We start from the raw sequence: 16,729 nt of genomic DNA on the forward strand, positions 1-16,729 counted from the left end.
CCGGCCTCTTCGCGGGTAAACCCGCTCCTACAGTCGGACATTAACCGTTGTAGAAGCGGGTTTACCCGCAAAAAGGCCGGCGCAGTTTAAACAAGGTACTCAGCTATAGATCATCTTGCGGGTCATGCCGCCATCGACCACAAACTCCTGGCCGGTGACAAATGCCGCCTGGCGTGACAGCAACCAGGCAACCATGGCCGCTACATCTTCCACGGTCCCCACCCTGCCCGTTGGGTGCTGGGCATGGTCAGCTTCACTCAACGGCTCGGCACGGCGCTGCGACGGATCACGGGCATCGATCCAGCCCGGGCTCACCGCATTGACACGAATCTCCGGGCCCAGGCTCATGGCCAGGGCATGGGTCAAGGCCACCAGGCCGCCCTTGCTTGCCGCATAAGCCTCGGTGTCCGGTTCGGACTGCCGAGCACGGGTAGAGGTCAGGTTGACGATCGCCCCATTGTGCGCACGCAGGTACGGCGCACAATGCTTGGCCAGCAGCATGGGGCCGCTGAGGTTGACCGCCAGCACCCGATTCCACTGGGCCAGGCTCAGGCTTTCCAGCGTCTGGTTGTGCGGGTTGGCAATGGCCGCATTGCACACCAGCGCGTCCAGCCGGCCGAACTGCCCGAGCACTTCGGACACTCCGGCACTGACCTGGGCCTCGTCGGCAACGTCCATGGTGATGAACCAGGCGTTGTCGCCCAACGCCTTGGCAACCTTGGTACCACGCTGGCGGTCCAGATCACTCAGCACCACTTGCCAGCCTTCGCAGATCAGCCATGCGGCAATGCCCAGACCGATGCCGCGGGCGGCACCTGTGACCAAGGCTACCCGGCCATTGTGGCCCGGGGTGCTGCCGCTGATTTCGATCACAATGCTGCCAGCCCGCGCGCCAGGTCAGCCTGCAGGTCGGCCACGTCTTCCAGGCCCACGGCAACGCGGATCAGGCTATCGCGGATACCCGCCGCTTCACGCTCCTGCGGCGACAGACGACCGTGTGAGGTGGTCGCCGGATGAGCGATGGTGGTTTTGCTGTCACCCAGATTGGTCGTGATGGAAATCACTCGGGTAGCGTCGATGAAACGCCACGCGCCCTCTTTGCCACCCTTGACCTCAAAGCTGACCACTGCACCAAAACCGCTCATCTGGCGCTTGGCCAGTTCGTGCTGCGGGTGGCTGGGCAGGCCGGCGTAATGCACCTTCTCCACGCCACCCTGCTGCTCCAGCCATTCGGCCAGGGCCTGAGCGCTTTCGCAGTGTGCACGCATACGCAGGCGCAGCGTTTCCAGGCCCTTGGTGAAGATCCAGGCGTTGAACGGGCTGAGGGTTGGACCTGCGGTACGCAGGAAACCGACCACTTCCTTCATTTGCTCAGTACGGCCGGCAACCACACCGCCCATGCAGCGGCCCTGGCCGTCGATGAACTTGGTGGCCGAGTGGAACACAATGTCGGCACCCAGCTTCAGCGGCTGCTGCAACGCCGGGGTACTGAAACAGTTGTCCACCACCAGCATGGCACCATGTGCATGGGCGATTTCGCTGAGCGCAGTGATATCGACCAACTCGGCCAGCGGATTGGAGGGCGATTCGACGATCAGCAGTTTGGTGTTGGCCTTGATGGCCTTTTCCCAGCCGGTGAGGTCGACCAGTGGCACGTAGTCCACTTGTACGCCAAAGCGTTTGAAGTACTTCTCGAACAGGCTGATGGTGGAGCCGAATACGCTCTGCGACACCAGCACATGGTCACCGGCGCTGCACAGCGACATGACCACGGCCAGGAGCGCCGCCATGCCGGTGGACGTACCCACGGCCTGCTCGGCCCCTTCCATGGCCGCCAGGCGCTCCTCGAAGGCACGCACCGACGGGTTGGTGTAGCGCGAGTAGACGTTGCCCGGTGTTTCACCGGCAAAACGCGCAGCAGCATCGGCTGCCGTGCGGAACACATAGCTGGAGGTCAGGAACAGCGCTTCGCTGTGCTCGCCTTCCGGGGTACGGTTCTGACCAGCGCGCACCGCCAGGGTGTCGAAACCGACACCCTCGAGGTCACTGTCCAGTCGCCCGGCATCCCATTGATCCGTCATGCCGTCGCTCCCAAAATCAGTTGTTGTAAAGGTCGATGATCGCGCTGACGGCCTGGTTCTTGACCTTGGCCAAGTCGTTACGGGCCTGCTCGATGCGGTCGAGGTAGGCTTCGTCGATATCGCCAGTGACGTACTCACCGTTGAACACCGCGCAATCGAACTGCTCGATCTTGATCTTGCCGCCGCCGACCGAGTCGATCAGGTCTGGCAGGTCCTGATAGACCAGCCAATCGGCGCCGATCAACTCACCCACCTGTTCGGTGGTGCGGTTGTGGGCGATCAGTTCGTGAACACTCGGCATGTCGATGCCGTAGACGTTGGGGTAGCGTACTGCAGGAGCCGCGGAGCAGAAGTAGACATTCTTGGCGCCGGCTTCGCGGGCCATCTGGATGATCTGCTTGCAGGTGGTGCCGCGCACGATCGAGTCGTCCACCAGCATCACATTCTTACCGCGGAACTCCAGCTCGATAGCGTTGAGCTTCTGACGCACCGACTTCTTGCGCGCAGCCTGGCCGGGCATGATGAAGGTACGGCCGATGTAACGGTTCTTGACGAAACCTTCGCGGAACTTGACGCCCAGCCGGTTGGCCAGTTCCAGCGCGGCAGTACGGCTGGTATCCGGGATCGGGATGACCACGTCGATATCATGATCGGGGCGCTCGCGCATGATCTTGTCGGCCAGCTTTTCACCCATGCGCAGACGCGCCTTGTACACCGAGACCCCATCGATGATCGAGTCCGGGCGAGCCAGGTAGACGTGCTCGAAGATGCACGGCTGCAACTTTGGCGCTTCGGCGCACTGCTTGGTGAACAGCTGGCCTTCTTCGGTGATGTACACCGCTTCGCCCGGTGCCAGGTCGCGGATCAGGGTGAAGCCGAGCACGTCCAGGGCAACGCTTTCCGAGGCGATCATGTATTCCACGCCTTCGTCGGTGTGACGCTGGCCGAACACCACCGGGCGAATGCCATGGGGGTCGCGGAAACCGACGATGCCGTAGCCGGTGATCATGGCCACCACGGCGTAACCGCCAACGCAGCGGCTGTGCACATGAGAGACCGCAGCGAACACGTCTTCTTCGGTCGGCTGCAGCTTGCCGCGCACCGCCAGCTCATGGGCGAACACGTTCAGCAGCACTTCCGAGTCGGAGTTGGTGTTGACGTGACGCAGGTCGGACTCGTAGATCTCCTTGGCCAACTGCTCGACGTTGGTCAGGTTGCCGTTGTGAGCCAGGGTGATGCCGTAAGGCGAGTTGACGTAGAACGGCTGGGCCTCGGCCGAGGTCGAGCTGCCCGCAGTCGGGTAGCGCACGTGGCCAATGCCGATGTTGCCTACCAGGCGCTGCATGTGGCGCTGCTGGAACACGTCGCGCACCAGGCCATTATCCTTGCGCAGGAACAACCGGCCGTCATGGCTGGTCACGATACCGGCAGCGTCCTGGCCGCGGTGCTGGAGGACCGTAAGCGCGTCATACAGCGCCTGATTGACGTTCGACTTACCGACGATACCGACGATGCCACACATGCGACGCAACCCCTACTTTGATGAAACTTGAGTGAATAGTGCTCAGGGCTTGGACGGCCCGAGCAACTGTTCCTTGAACGGAAGATCAGCCGGAGTGCTGATCAGGCCACTGGGCGTCCATTGGTCGGTGAAACCCAGAATCAGGTTTTTCGACCAGTCGGCGACCAAGAGAAACTGTGGTATCAGGCGTGATTCCTGCCACCAGGTATCTTGTTGAACCGGCCCCAGGCTGATCAGGCCTATGGCCACCACTACCAGCAAGGCCCCGCGCGCTGCGCCGAAGGCCATGCCCAGGAAACGATCGGTGCCGGACAGCCCGGTCACGCGGATCAGCTCACCGACAAGGAAGTTGACCATGGCCCCCACCAGCAAGGTGGCGACGAAAAGAATGGCGCAGCCAGCGATGACGCGCATCGATGGCGTCTGGATATAGCTCTCAAGATACACCGAGAGCGAACCGCCGAACATCCAGGCAACCGCACCGGCAATGATCCAGATGAGCAAGGACAAGGCCTCCTTGACGAAGCCGCGCTTGAGACTGATCAATGTGGAGACGGCGATGATCGCGATGATCGCCCAATCAACCAAGGTAAATGCCACGGTGCTGCCTGCAGACGTTTGAGGCGGCGCATTTTACCAGAGCGGCGGGCCGGGAGTAAGCGGAATGTCAGCTGGATTGGTGTTGGGCGATTCGCGGCTAAGCCCGCTCCCACAGGTTCTGTGTGCGCCTTGCAGCGACGCGGTACCTGTAAGAGCGGGCCCACTCGCAAATGGGCGGCATGGCCGCCCCGGGGAATCAGCTGCGCTCGGGCTGGAAGCGCACCACAAAGCCCTTGAGGCTGTTCTGACGGTTGACCGCGTCACGCACGCGCTCGGCCTCGGCGCGCTCGATCAACGGCCCCACGTACACGCGGTTCATGCCACCCGCTGTACGGATATAGGCGTTATAACCCTGGCTACGCAAGGTTTGCTGCAGCTTCTCGGCACCGGCGCGATTGGACAAACTGGCCAGCTGGATTGACCAACTGACAGGCAGGCCATTGACGTCGATCTTCGATGGTGCGGCAGGCGCTGGTGTTGCAGCAGCTTTGGCCTCTACCTTGGGCGCGGGCGCCTGCGGCTTGGGCGGCTGAACCTGCGCCTGGGTCTGCGGCGACGGGGTAATTGGCTGGCTCGGTGTACTGGCCGGGGCAGTCGACTCGTCGATCACCACGGGCGCCTGCTGCGGCGCCTCCGGAATAACCTGCGGCTCCGGTACGGCAACCGGCTCCACCTTCACTTCCGGCAGGCTGGGCATGGCCGGTGCCTGCGGGGCTTCGACGTGCACCTGGCGCATCTCGTCCTCGCGGGTAAACAGCATCGGCAGGAAGATAACCGCCAGCGCCACCAGCACCAGCGCACCCACCATGCGCTGTTTCATCCCTTTATCCAGCACAGCCATCTATTCCACCCTCCTGGGCGTGCCGCTCCAGCCATTCCAGCGCCTGGGCGACACAGAAAAACGAACCGAACAGCAGGATCTGATCATCCGCCATCGCCTGCGCACATTGCCCTTCAAGGGCTGCGTCGACGCTGGCATAAGACTTCACCGCGGCACCGAGGTTCGCCAAGGACGTGACCAGCTCTGCGGCCGGGCGACTGCGCGGGGTATCCAGCGGCGCCACCGCCCAGTCGTCGATGAGGCCCTGCAGCGGCGCTATAACGCCCTCCAGATCCTTGTCGGCGAGCAGGCCAAATACCGCGAGGCGACGCCCCTTCAGCGGCCGGGCCGCCAGGCGCCTGGCCAGGTACTGCGCCGCATGCGGGTTATGCCCGACATCCAGCAGCAACGCTACCGGCTTGCCGTGCCAGTTCAAATTACGGAGGTCGAGACGCCCAGTGATACGGGTATCCAGCAGCGCCTGGCGAACCTGCGCCGGGTCCCACGGCAGCCCCATCAGCAGGTAAGCCTGCAGGGCCAGCGTGGCGTTTTCCATGGGCAGGTCAAGCAAAGGCAGGTCATGCAGCTCTACCTGCGCGCCATCAGCCGCAGTACCACGCCAGCTCCAGCAGCCATCGGTGCTGGCCAGGTCGAATTCCCGACCGCGCAGGAACAGTGGCGCAGCCAGTTCGGCGGCCTTGTCCAGCAACGGCTTGGGCGGATCCAGGTCGCCGCACAAGGCCGGCTTGCCCGGGCGGAAGATGCCAGCCTTCTCGAAGGCCACCAGCTCGCGGGTATCCCCCAGGTAATCAACATGGTCGACACCGATGCTGGTCACCAGGGCGAAGTCGGCATCCACTACGTTCACGGTATCCAGGCGGCCACCAAGGCCCACCTCGAGCACCACGGCATCCAGCTGCGACTGGTAGAACAACCAGAACGCGGCCAACGTACCCATCTCGAAGTAGGTCAGGGAAATATCGCCCCGTGCCGCCTCGACGGCGGCGAAGGCTTCGCACAGGCGCTCATCGCTGGCCTCCTGGCCATCGATCATCACCCGCTCGTTGTAACGCAACAGGTGCGGCGAACTGTATACACCGACCTTGAGCCCCTGGGCACGCAGCAACGAAGCCACGAAGGCACAGGTCGAACCCTTGCCGTTGGTGCCGGTTACCGTCACCACGCGCGGCGCCAGCTTGCCCAGCGACAAGCGGGCAAGCACCTTCTGCGACCGCTCCAGGCCCATGTCGATGGCCGAGGGGTGCAATTGCTCGAGGTAGGCGAGCCATTCGCCCAGGGATCGTTGTTTCATCACGCGACGGCAGCCGCCTCACGCGCTTCTTCCGGGGTTTGCTGACCGGTCATCTGCGCCAGCAGGCGGGCCAGACGCGGGCGCAATTCGCCACGGGAGATGATCAGGTCGATGGCGCCGTGCTCCAGCAGGAACTCGCTGCGCTGGAAGCCTTCAGGCAGCTTCTCGCGTACGGTCTGCTCGATCACGCGTGGGCCGGCGAAGCCGATCAGGGCCTTTGGCTCACCGACGATGACGTCACCTAGCATCGCCAAGCTGGCGGAAACACCACCATACACCGGGTCGGTCAGGACCGAGATGAACGGGATGCCTTCTTCACGCAGGCGCGCCAGCACGGCCGAGGTCTTGGCCATCTGCATCAGCGAGATCAGCGCTTCCTGCATGCGCGCACCGCCCGAAGCGGAGAAGCAAACCATTGGGCAGCGGTTTTCCAGGGCATAGTTGGCCGCGCGTACGAAGCGCTCGCCGACGATGGCACCCATGGAGCCGCCCATGAACGAGAACTCGAAGGCGCTAACCACGATCGGCATGCCCATCAGGGTGCCGCTCATGGAGATCAGCGCGTCCTTTTCGCCGGTCTGCTTCTGCGCAGCGGTCAGGCGGTCCTTGTACTTCTTGCCATCACGGAACTTCAGGCGGTCGACCGGCTCCAGGTCAGCGCCCAGTTCAGCCCGGCCTTCAGCGTCAAGGAAAATGTCGATGCGCGCACGTGCGCCGATACGCATGTGGTGATTGCACTTGGTGCAGACATCCAGGGACTTTTCCAGCTCCGGACGATACAGCACGGCCTCGCAGGACGGGCACTTGTGCCACAGGCCCTCGGGCACCGAGCTCTTCTTCACCTCGGAACGCATGATCGAAGGGATCAGTTTGTCGACTAACCAGTTGCTCATGCTTTCTTTCTCCAGTATTGGCAGGCGGGGGGACAGCATCACCGTCCCTGCCCTGCCCTTGAGCTCAAAATCTTTTATGAAACGATGGTGGACCGGCCGCCGGGGCTTCCAGCGCGCCACTCCACCGCTAATGTATTTTCTTGCCGCCATTGGTACTGGCGGCGGCCCAGCAGGGCTGCGAAAGCTATGGACGATGGCGCGCAGCCAGCCGTCACATCTGCCATCAAGCCTGTTTCACCGCCTTCATGAAGGCCTCGATCTTCGCCGCATCCTTGATACCCTTGGCCTGCTCGACGCCACCGCTGACATCCACCGCGTAAGGCTTTACCTGTGCAATGGCCTGGCCAACGTTATCGGCCGACAGCCCACCCGCGAGGATGATCGGCTTGCCAAGACGCGCCGGCACCAATGACCAGTCGAACGCCTCACCGGTTCCCCCGGGTACGCCCGGCACATAGGTGTCCAGCAAAATGCCGCGGGCACCCGCGTAAAGCCGGCAGGCGGCCTCAAGGTCGTCGCCGGGGCGCACACGCAGGGCCTTGATCCAGGGGCGGTGGTAACCTTCACAGTCCTGCGGGGTTTCATCGCCGTGAAACTGTAGCAGGTCCAGCGGAACCACTTCGAGGATCTCGTTCAGCTCGCAGCGCGAGGCATTGACGAACAACCCGACCGTGGTCACGAATGGCGGCAACTCGGCGATGATCGCCCGCGCCTGGCGCACGTCCACTGCCCGCGGGCTCTTGGCATAGAAGACGAAGCCGATGGCATCGGCACCCGCTTCGGCAGCGGCCAGTGCGTCTTCGATGCGGGTAATCCCGCAGATCTTGCTGCGAACATTGCTCATGGAACACGAACCCTGATTGTTGCGGCGAAAGGGCGGATGTTAGCAAATGGCTTTTCGCCCGTCAGTCTGCCAACGCCTCGTAACCACTCAAAAAGTGTGGGCCGATGTAACGCTTGGGCAACGCAAACGCTTCGGGGTACTCCACCTGCACCAGGTAAAGCCCGTATGGGTGGGCCGTTACCCCACCTTCGCGGCGGTTGCGCCCTTCCAGCACTTCGCGGGCCCAGGAAACCGGACGCTCGCCGGCGCCGATGGCCATCAGCACACCGGCAATGTTACGCACCATGTGGTGCAGGAAGGCGGTGGCACGCACGTCCAGCACGATCATCTGACCATGGCGGGTAACACGCAGGTGATAGATGTGCTTGATGGGTGATTTGGCCTGACACTGGCTGGCGCGGAAGGCGCTGAAGTCATGGGTACCGAGCAGGAACTGCGCGGCCTCGGCCATGCGATCGACGTCCAGCGGGCGGTGGTTCCAGGTCACTTCCTCGGCCAGGTGCGCCGGGCGAATCGGGTCGTTGTAGATCACGTAGCGGTAGCGCCGGGCGCAGGCCTTGAAGCGGGCATGAAAGTCGGCCGGCATTGGCCGCGACCAGACCACGCTGATGTCGTGCGGCAGGTTGAAGTTGGTGCCCATGGTCCAGGCGCGCTCGTCACGCACGGCACGGGTATCGAAGTGCACGACCTGCCCGCAGCCGTGAACGCCGGCGTCGGTACGCCCGGCGCAAATCACCGAAATCGGCTCGTTGGCGACCTTGGACAGCGCTTGCTCCAGGGCTTGCTGGACACTCGGCACGCCGCTGGCCTGGCGCTGCCAGCCGCGGTAGCGCGCACCTTTGTATTCCACGCCCAGGGCGATGCGGGAGTAGCCTTCGGCCGCGGATTCGGCGGTAGCGGTGTCGATGATGTCCAAGAGCATGAAACCTGTGGGGTGTACGGAATGGCGGGGATTATAACGACAACGGCAGCCTTGTAGGGCTGCCGGTGGATGCGCACTGCATTTGCGGGCCTCGTGGCGCGCGCGCCCGCCCCCACAGCTCACTCACAAGGTCGAAAATTCGTGGGGCCCCTGTAGGAGCGGGCAAGCCCGCGAAGAGGCCTGCCCTGCTTGCATCAAACCAGCCGGGAGAGCATGTCCTCGGCTTCCTGGCGCTGGCTGTCGTCGCCATCCTTGACCACTTCATCAAGGATGTCGCGAGCGCCCTGGCTATCGCCCATGTCAATGTAGGCACGGGCCAGGTCGAGCTTGGTGGCGACTTCGTCACTGCCGGAGAAGAAGTCGAAGTCCAGGTCGTCCAATGGCTCGGGCTCTGGCTGCGCAACCGCGTCTTCGCTGGTGAAGTGCGGCTCCAACGAAGGCGTTTCGAGGCTCTGCGACAGCTTGTCGAGCTCGGCGTTGACGTCGTCAAGCTCCGAGGCGAAGCTCTTGGCTGCCGGCGAATCGTCGTCCAGCGACAGGGACAAGTCGAAGTCCGACGGCAGGTCAAACTCGGAGACCGGGTCAAACTCAGGCTCGCTGTCGAAGGCAGCCAGTTCGGCGGCGACATCGACCGGACCTTGCTCCACCGTGTCCGGAGTGGCTGGAGCCACAGGCTCACTGATGTCGAGGTCGAAATCAGACAGGTCCACGGCAGGCTGAGGCTCGGCTTGCGCCAGCATGGCTTCGAAATCAGCGTCGGCGTCGGCTTGCAGCTCGGCATCCACGGCAAACGGTGGTTCTTCTGGCTGAGCTTCTTCCTGTACGGGCTCATCCAGCACAGGTTCAGCGATTACCAGCTCGTCGGGTACGCCCCCCTGCGCCACCGGCTCATCCAGCACGGATGCGGCCAGCGGGTCTTCATCGGCCAGCTCGTCATCCAGGCTCAGGTCGAAGGCGCTGTCCAGATCCTGCCCATCCAGGCCGGATACATCGAGCGCTGGCACTTCATCGAAGGCATCCAGCTCTGCGTCAGGCTCTGCTTGCCCGACAGCCTCTGGCTCAGCCTCCACTTGCGGTTCGAACCCAGATACCTCGTCAGGCACCACATCAGCAACCACCGGCGCCTCGGGCTCATCGTGCAACAACTCTTGCACGTATTGCTCATCCATTTCGGCAGCCAGCGCCGCCGCGCCCAGGCCAAGCATGGCTGGATAACGCTCTTTCAGCCCGGCGACTTCGGCAACGTTCTGCTCGCTGGCCGGCAACTGGCGCTCCTGTTCGGCAAACGCGCTCTGGTCACCCTGACGGGCGTACACGTCCATCAGTTTAAGACGCAGGTCGTCACGCTCCGGTGCGGCGGCCACGGCGGGCTCCAGCAGGTCGGCGGCACGATTCAGGCGGCCTTCGGACAGGCATTGGTCGACTTGTGCCAGCAGTGCGGCGTGCGGGTCTGCTTGCGGTTCAGGCTCGGGCTCTGCCTCGGCGGCCGGCTCCGCCACTTTTTCCGCAGCGACGGCAGCAGCAGCCGAAGCGGCGACCACAGCCGGCGACAGGGTTACGCCAGGCTCCGTGGCTTCGACGCCGTCGAAGCTCTCGGTATCGCTGTCGAAACCTGTGCCCTGCTCTTCTTCCAGCGCCCGCGCCATGCGCAGGTGCTTCTCAGCTTCTTGCTGGGCTTTGCGCTTGCGCGCCAGCAGCCACAGCAGCAGTGCCAGCACCAGGATGCTGGAACCGGCAATTATCCCCAAAAGCCACGGGTTGCCCAGGACCGCGTCGAGCGCACCTTTCGGCTGGCTGGCGGGTACAGGCTGAGCGGCCGGCACAGGCTTGGATGCGGCATCGGCAGCAGCAGGCGCCGGCTGGACCGCTGGCTGGTCCGGGGTAGCGGCAGCCGCTGTCGACGCGGCTGCGCCCTGGCCTTCCAGACGTGCCAGCTGGCTGTTCTTCAACTCGATCAGGCGCTGCAGCTTGTCCAGCTGGCTCTGCAGGTCCGCCATGCGGCTTTTCAGTTCTTCGTTGTCGCGACGGCTGGTGTCCAGGCTTTCCTGGGCCATGGCCAGTTTGTCACTCAATGCCTTGGCCTGGCCGGCATCGGCCTGATTGCCCGGGCTGACCAGGCGCAGGTTGTCGCCCTGGGCGATACGCGACGGTGCAGCCTCGGCGGCGCCACGACGGGTGGCATCCAGCTGGCGGGCACGCGGGCCCAGGCGACGGCCTTCACGCCAGGCGGCATACTGCTCGGCCACCTCGCGGTTCGCCTCGCCCTGGGCGATACTCTGGATCTGCTGCTGATCGGGCAGGCGCAGTACCTGGCCAACCTTCAACTGGTTGATGTTGTTGCCGATGAAGGCGTCCGGGTTCAAAGCCTGGATAGCGATCATGGTTTGCTGGATCGAACCACCCTGGGTATTACGCGCGGCAATCTGCCACAAGGTGTCGCGACGCTGGGTGGTGTAGCTGCTGGCACCGGTCATGGCCGGTGTGACATTGCCCGCTGCAGGTTTCTCGCCCTGTGCCTTGGCCTGGTCGAGCAGCACGCTATAGTCACGCAGCAAGCGACCCTGCGGCCACATCACCTGCACCAGGAACTTGACCACCGGCCCTGGCAGCGGCTGACTTGACGTCACGCGCAGCACACTTTTGCCGTTTGGGTTGATCACCGGAGTGAAGGTCAGGTCTTCGAGGTAGGTCGGAAACGCCACCCCGGCCTTGCTGAACTCTTCCGGTGGCGCCAGGCTCGGCGCCACTTCGGTGGCTTTGAGGTCGCGCACGTCGAGCAATTCGATCTCGGCGTCCAGCGGCTGATTCTGTGCCGACTTCAGGGTCAGCTCCCCCAGGCCCAGCGCATTCGCCATGCCAGACGACAGCGCGGATGCTGCAGCCATGGCCAGAACCAGTTTGCGAATTCGAAGCATGACCTCTTCCCTTGTATGAATCGTCCCGAAACCTGCATGCGGAGCAGGACAAAAGTGCTCACCAGTATCTTTTACGGCATGTGTTTAATCAACAATTGCGCCACTTGCACGGCATTGAGCGCGGCGCCTTTGCGCACGTTGTCGGTGGTCAGCCAAAGGTTGAGTTGCTGGTCTTCATCAACACCGTGACGTACACGTCCAACATAGACCACGTCTTGGCCCACTGCGTCACCGACCGGGGTCGGATAATCATCGTTTTCCACCCGTTCCACGCTGTCAGCCGCGTCCAGAGCCTGGTTGACCGCTTCCAGATCGACCGGACGACGGCTCTGCACGGCCACACTGAAGCTATCGCCGAAAAACACCGGGACTTGAACACAGCTCACGGAAATCTTCAGGTCAGGCAGGCCCAGCAGCACGCGCAGTTCGCTGACCAGGCGGCGCTCCAACGCGGTATGGCCCTGCTCGTCGGCAGCACCGACCTGGGCCAGCAGGTTGAACGCCACCTGGCGGTCGAAGAAGCGCGGCTCCAGCGGGCGGGCATTGAGCAGTTCGGCGGTTTGCCGGGCCAGCTCGCTGACCGCTTCACGGCCTTGCGCAGATACCGCCAGCGCGGCCATCACCTGTACCCGCTCGATGTCCAGCAGGCCCTTGAGCGGCGCCAGCGCGACGGCCAGGGCTACTGCGGCCGAGCATGGGCTGACGATGCGCGCTGGCAACGACAGGCTGGCCAGGCGTTCGGCGTTGGCTTCCGGCACCAGGGCCAGGGCATCGTCCAGGCCGCCGGACAGATCGATCACCGTGCAGCCCGCCTGCAGCGCCTTGCCGGCAAAGCTGCGGCTGACGGCGGCCCCGGTGGCGAAGAAGGCCAGCTTGACCTGGGCGAAGTCGAAGCTGTCGACTTCGCGCACCTTCAGTTTCTTGCCAGCGAACATCACGCTGCTGCCCGCCGATTCCATGCTGGCCAGCAGATGCAAGGTAGCAACCGGGAATGCCAGCTCTTCGAGGATCTGTACCAAGGCTTCACCGACGCTGCCGGTGGCGCCGACGACGGCGATATCCAAAGGGTGTGTCATGGAAGGGATCCTTTTGCTGAAAACGGCGGGGGCGGCACTTTACTCGGATTGTAGGGTTTTGTCTGTGCTGGCCGCATCTTCGTCGGGCAAGGGTCCGCTATGAGGGGCGTGCGGGGGGCGTGAGGGATGACGGGGATGACGGGGGATGACGGGGGATGACGGGGGGATGACGGGGGGATGACGGGGGGATGACGGGGGGATGACGGGGGATGACGGGGATGACGGGGGATGACGGGGGATGACGGGGGGATGACGTGGCATTTGCAGTGTTTGTGAGATCGAGCGCCGCCCGCGCGGCGCATCGCGAGCTGCGCTCGCTCCTACGTTTGTTTCGGGCCAGTCACGCCTGTTACAGGCGCGCGCGACCGCCTTGTTTGTACGACGTGATAATGCGCCATGCGCCAAGGCGTTCGCGCGCAAATGGCACAGGAATGATTGGCCAGAAACAAACGTAGGAGCGAGCGCAGCTCGCGATGCGCCGCGCGGGCGGCGCTCGATCTCGCACGCGCTGCAAACCTTACCCCCGGATACAAAAAACCCGCGCCGTTGCCAGCGCGGGTTTTTGGTCAAAACAGAACGATCAACGCTCCAGCAGAATCCGCAACATACGGCGCAGCGGTTCGGCGGCGCCCCACAGCAGCTGGTCACCCACGGTGAACGCGCCCAGGTACTGCGAACCCATGTTCAGCTTGCGCAGGCGGCCAACCGGGATGTTCAGGGTGCCGGTGACCTTGGTCGGGCTCAGCTCCTGCATGCTGATTTCACGCTGGTTCGGCACCAGCTTCACCCAAGGGTTGTGCTGGCTGATCATGCCTTCGATGTCGGCGATCGGCACGTCCTTGTTCAGCTTGATGGTCAGCGCCTGGCTGTGGCAGCGCATGGCGCCGATGCGCACGCAGATGCCGTCGACCGGGATCGGGCTCTTGAAGCGGCCGAGGATCTTGTTGGTTTCGGCCTGGGCCTTCCACTCTTCGCGGCTCTGACCGTTCGGCAGTTCCTTGTCGATCCACGGGATCAGGCTGCCCGCCAGCGGCACGCCGAAGTTCTCGGTCGGGAACGCTTCACTGCGCATGGTCTCGGCAACCTTGCGGTCGATATCGAGGATGGCGCTGGCCGGGTTGGCCAGGTCATCGGCCACTGCCGCGTGGGTAGCGCCCATCTGCTTGATCAGCTCGCGCATGTTCTGCGCACCGGCACCCGAAGCCGCCTGGTAGGTCATGGCGCTCATCCACTCGACCAGACCGGCCTCGAACAGACCACCCAGGCCCATCAGCATCAGGCTGACGGTGCAGTTGCCACCGATGTAGTTCTTGGTGCCGGCGTCCAGTTGCTGGTCGATGACCTTGCGGTTGACCGGGTCAAGGATGATCACCGCGTCATCCTGCATGCGCAGGGACGAAGCAGCGTCGATCCAGTAACCCTGCCAGCCAGCTTCACGCAGCTTGGGGAAGACCTCGTTGGTGTAGTCGCCGCCCTGGCAGGTCAGGATCACGTCGAGGGTCTTGAGTTCTTCAATCGAATAAGCGTCCTTGAGGGGCGCTGTATCCTTGCCCACGTTCGGACCCTGGCCACCAACATTGGAGGTAGTGAAGAACACCGGCTCGATAAGGTCGAAATCCTGCTCCTCCAGCATCCGCTGCATGAGCACGGAACCGACCATACCGCGCCAACCGATCAGACCTACACGTTTCATCGCAACTACACCTTTGCTAAAAGTGGGCCGCCACCGGGAATTTTTGGGGGCGGGCCAGAGAGATTACAGATTCCGCAGCGCTGCGACTACTGCGTCGCCCATTTCCTGCGTACCAACTTTGCGGCAGCCTTCCGAGAAGATGTCGCCAGTGCGCAGACCCTGGTCCAGAACCAGGCTCACGGCCTTCTCGATCGCCTCGGCGGCAGCCGACTGATTGAAGCTGTAACGCAACATCATCGAGACCGACAGGATGGTCGCCAATGGGTTGGCGATGCCAAGGCCTGCGATGTCCGGTGCCGAGCCGTGGCACGGCTCGTACATGCCCTTGTTGTCGGCATCCAGAGACGCCGAAGGCAGCATGCCGATGGAACCGGTCAACATGGAAGCTTCATCCGACAGAATGTCACCGAACATGTTGTCGGTCACCATCACGTCGAACTGCTTGGGTGCACGCACCAGCTGCATGGCAGCGTTGTCGACGTACATGTGGCTCAGTTCCACGTCCGGGTAGTCCTTGGCCACGTCTTCGACCACTTCACGCCACAGCTGGCTGGAGGCCAGAACGTTGGCCTTGTCCACCGAGCACAGTTTCTTGCCGCGCACGCGGGCCATGTCGAAGCCGACACGGGCAATGCGGCGCACTTCGCTTTCGCTGTACGGCAGGGTGTCGTAGGCCTGGCGTTCGCCGCCCTCCAGCTCGCGCTGGCCGCGCGGGGCACCGAAGTAGATGCCGCCGGTCAGCTCACGGACGATGAGAATGTCCAGGCCCGACACGATTTCCGGCTTCAGCGACGAGGCGTCGGCCAGTTGCGGGTAAAGAATGGCCGGGCGCAGGTTGGCGAACAGGCCCAGTTGCGAACGGATCTTCAGCAGGCCGCGCTCCGGGCGAATGTCTCGCTCGATCTTGTCCCACTTCGGCCCGCCCACAGCCCCCAGCAGCACCGCATCGGCCTTGCGCGCACGCTCCAGGGTTTCGTCGGCCAGCGGCACACCGTGCTTGTCGATGGCCGCGCCACCAATCACGTCGTGCGCCAGGCTGAAGCCGAGCTGGAACTTGTCGTTGGCCAGCTCCAGTACCTTGACCGCTTCGGCCATGATTTCCGGGCCGATACCGTCACCTGGGAGAATCAGAATCTGCTTGCTCATGCTTTCCTCTATCCATTCACGCGGTGCGGCCAAGCGGGCCCCACCGAAAAGTGCTTAACGCTCGGCCCACAACACCAGCACATCCGTGCTGAATGAGCCGTCGGCCTCGATCTGGTAATACTGCCGTACTTCTTCGCCCATGGCTTGCTGCAACTGGCGGATGGCCGCGCGCATCGGCTCGGGGGTGCGCATGCGCTCAACCCAGGTGCTCCACTCCAGGCGCAGCGGTTGGCGGGTGTGGCTGCGCACGCGCAGGCCGGCCTCGCTGACCTGCCGCTGCCACTCGGCGGCGGAATAGTCGCGCACATGGCTGGTGTCGCGCAGCACTTCGACCGTTTGCAGGTAAGTGTCGAGCAGCGGGCTGCCCGGCGACATCACGTCGATGAACGCCGCCACACCCCCTGGCTTGAGGACCCGGCGCACTTCGCGCAGAGCCAGGCCCAGGTCGCTCCAGTGGTGGGCCGAATAACGGCTGAAGACGAAGTCGAACGATGCATCGGCGAACGGCAGGCGTTCGGCAGCGCCGCGTTCGGTAATGATATTGCCCAGGCCGCGTTCGGCGGCGGCGCTGGCGACCACGTCGAGCATGGATTGAGAGAGGTCGTAGGCGACCACTTCGTTAACCAGCGGGGCGACGTGGAAGCTGACATGACCGGCACCGCAGCCCAGGTCCAGCACGCGGGCATGGGCCTGCCCTGCCAGCTCAGCCTGCAGCAGGGCGAATTCACTGCCTTGGGCGTGCACGGCGCTGCTGAGGTAGGCGCTGGCCTGTTCGCCGAACTGGCGTTGGACCACATCGATGTGCTGGGTGCTGGTCATGTCTCGTTCCTATAGATTTTTGTTGCCTGTGCCGGCCCTCTCGCGGGCACGCCCGCTCCCACAGGACCTTCATGGCCCTCAGGGCT

Annotated in this window: 14 protein-coding genes; all 14 read right to left on the reverse strand. The window is 63.5% G+C overall.

The genetic code is table 11. The annotated features are described in order from the left end of the window. Nucleotides 1-99: 99 nt before the first annotated feature. A complete protein-coding gene (locus QCL51_RS17505) occupies nucleotides 100-873 on the reverse strand; it encodes an SDR family oxidoreductase (protein ID WP_012053269.1) in 774 nt (257 codons plus the stop codon). After that, nucleotides 870-2,081 (reverse strand): O-succinylhomoserine sulfhydrylase, encoded by a 1,212-nt coding sequence (locus tag QCL51_RS17510; RefSeq protein ID WP_338443839.1) that lies wholly within the window; start codon nucleotides 2,079-2,081, stop codon nucleotides 870-872. Before QCL51_RS17510 ends, QCL51_RS17505 begins: the two co-directional genes overlap by 4 nt. 16 nt (nucleotides 2,082-2,097) lie before the next feature. Further along, nucleotides 2,098-3,603 (reverse strand): amidophosphoribosyltransferase, encoded by a 1,506-nt coding sequence (gene purF, locus QCL51_RS17515; protein ID WP_004574897.1) that lies wholly within the window; start codon nucleotides 3,601-3,603, stop codon nucleotides 2,098-2,100. Nucleotides 3,604-3,645: 42 nt separating this feature from the next. After that, nucleotides 3,646-4,203, reverse strand: coding sequence for a CvpA family protein (locus tag QCL51_RS17520; RefSeq protein WP_021784492.1), 558 nt, complete (start codon nucleotides 4,201-4,203; stop codon nucleotides 3,646-3,648). A gap of 196 nt (nucleotides 4,204-4,399) precedes the next feature. Then, nucleotides 4,400-5,044 carry an SPOR domain-containing protein gene (locus QCL51_RS17525; protein WP_103443909.1) on the reverse strand — a complete coding sequence of 215 codons (645 nt, stop codon included), beginning with the start codon at nucleotides 5,042-5,044 and terminating at the stop codon, nucleotides 4,400-4,402. After that, the gene (folC, locus tag QCL51_RS17530; protein WP_325948608.1) at nucleotides 5,028-6,335 is read right to left on the reverse strand and encodes a bifunctional tetrahydrofolate synthase/dihydrofolate synthase; all 1,308 of its coding nucleotides are present in this window, start codon (nucleotides 6,333-6,335) and stop codon (nucleotides 5,028-5,030) included. The genes QCL51_RS17525 and folC overlap by 17 nt, the downstream gene beginning before the upstream one ends. Beyond that, the gene (accD, locus tag QCL51_RS17535) at nucleotides 6,335-7,228 is read right to left on the reverse strand and encodes an acetyl-CoA carboxylase, carboxyltransferase subunit beta (protein WP_021784489.1); all 894 of its coding nucleotides are present in this window, start codon (nucleotides 7,226-7,228) and stop codon (nucleotides 6,335-6,337) included. Before accD ends, folC begins: the two co-directional genes overlap by 1 nt. 223 nt (nucleotides 7,229-7,451) lie before the next feature. After that, nucleotides 7,452-8,072, reverse strand: coding sequence for a phosphoribosylanthranilate isomerase (locus tag QCL51_RS17540; RefSeq protein WP_021784488.1), 621 nt, complete (start codon nucleotides 8,070-8,072; stop codon nucleotides 7,452-7,454). Nucleotides 8,073-8,133: 61 nt separating this feature from the next. Next, nucleotides 8,134-8,994: a tRNA pseudouridine(38-40) synthase TruA gene (gene truA / locus QCL51_RS17545; RefSeq protein WP_021784487.1), complete on the reverse strand. Its 861-nt coding sequence runs from the start codon at nucleotides 8,992-8,994 to the stop codon at nucleotides 8,134-8,136. 194 nt (nucleotides 8,995-9,188) lie between these two features. Next, nucleotides 9,189-11,909, reverse strand: coding sequence for a FimV/HubP family polar landmark protein (locus tag QCL51_RS17550; protein WP_338443844.1), 2,721 nt, complete (start codon nucleotides 11,907-11,909; stop codon nucleotides 9,189-9,191). A 71-nt stretch (nucleotides 11,910-11,980) separates the two neighbouring features. Further along, entirely contained in the window at nucleotides 11,981-12,985 is a 1,005-nt protein-coding gene (locus QCL51_RS17555) for an aspartate-semialdehyde dehydrogenase (protein WP_021784485.1), read from the reverse strand. Nucleotides 12,986-13,565: 580 nt separating this feature from the next. Then, nucleotides 13,566-14,678 carry an aspartate-semialdehyde dehydrogenase gene (gene asd, locus QCL51_RS17560; RefSeq protein WP_021784927.1) on the reverse strand — a complete coding sequence of 371 codons (1,113 nt, stop codon included), beginning with the start codon at nucleotides 14,676-14,678 and terminating at the stop codon, nucleotides 13,566-13,568. A gap of 63 nt (nucleotides 14,679-14,741) precedes the next feature. Continuing rightward, entirely contained in the window at nucleotides 14,742-15,824 is a 1,083-nt protein-coding gene (leuB, locus tag QCL51_RS17565; protein ID WP_003247194.1) for a 3-isopropylmalate dehydrogenase, read from the reverse strand. A gap of 54 nt (nucleotides 15,825-15,878) precedes the next feature. Beyond that, nucleotides 15,879-16,643, reverse strand: a complete 765-nt coding sequence (locus QCL51_RS17570; protein ID WP_021784928.1) for a class I SAM-dependent methyltransferase — start codon at nucleotides 16,641-16,643, stop codon at nucleotides 15,879-15,881. Nucleotides 16,644-16,729: the final 86 nt, after the last annotated feature.

Source organism: Pseudomonas sp. LTR0 (assembly GCF_036630035.1).
GTDB classification, from domain to species: domain Bacteria; phylum Pseudomonadota; class Gammaproteobacteria; order Pseudomonadales; family Pseudomonadaceae; genus Aquipseudomonas; species Aquipseudomonas putida_Y.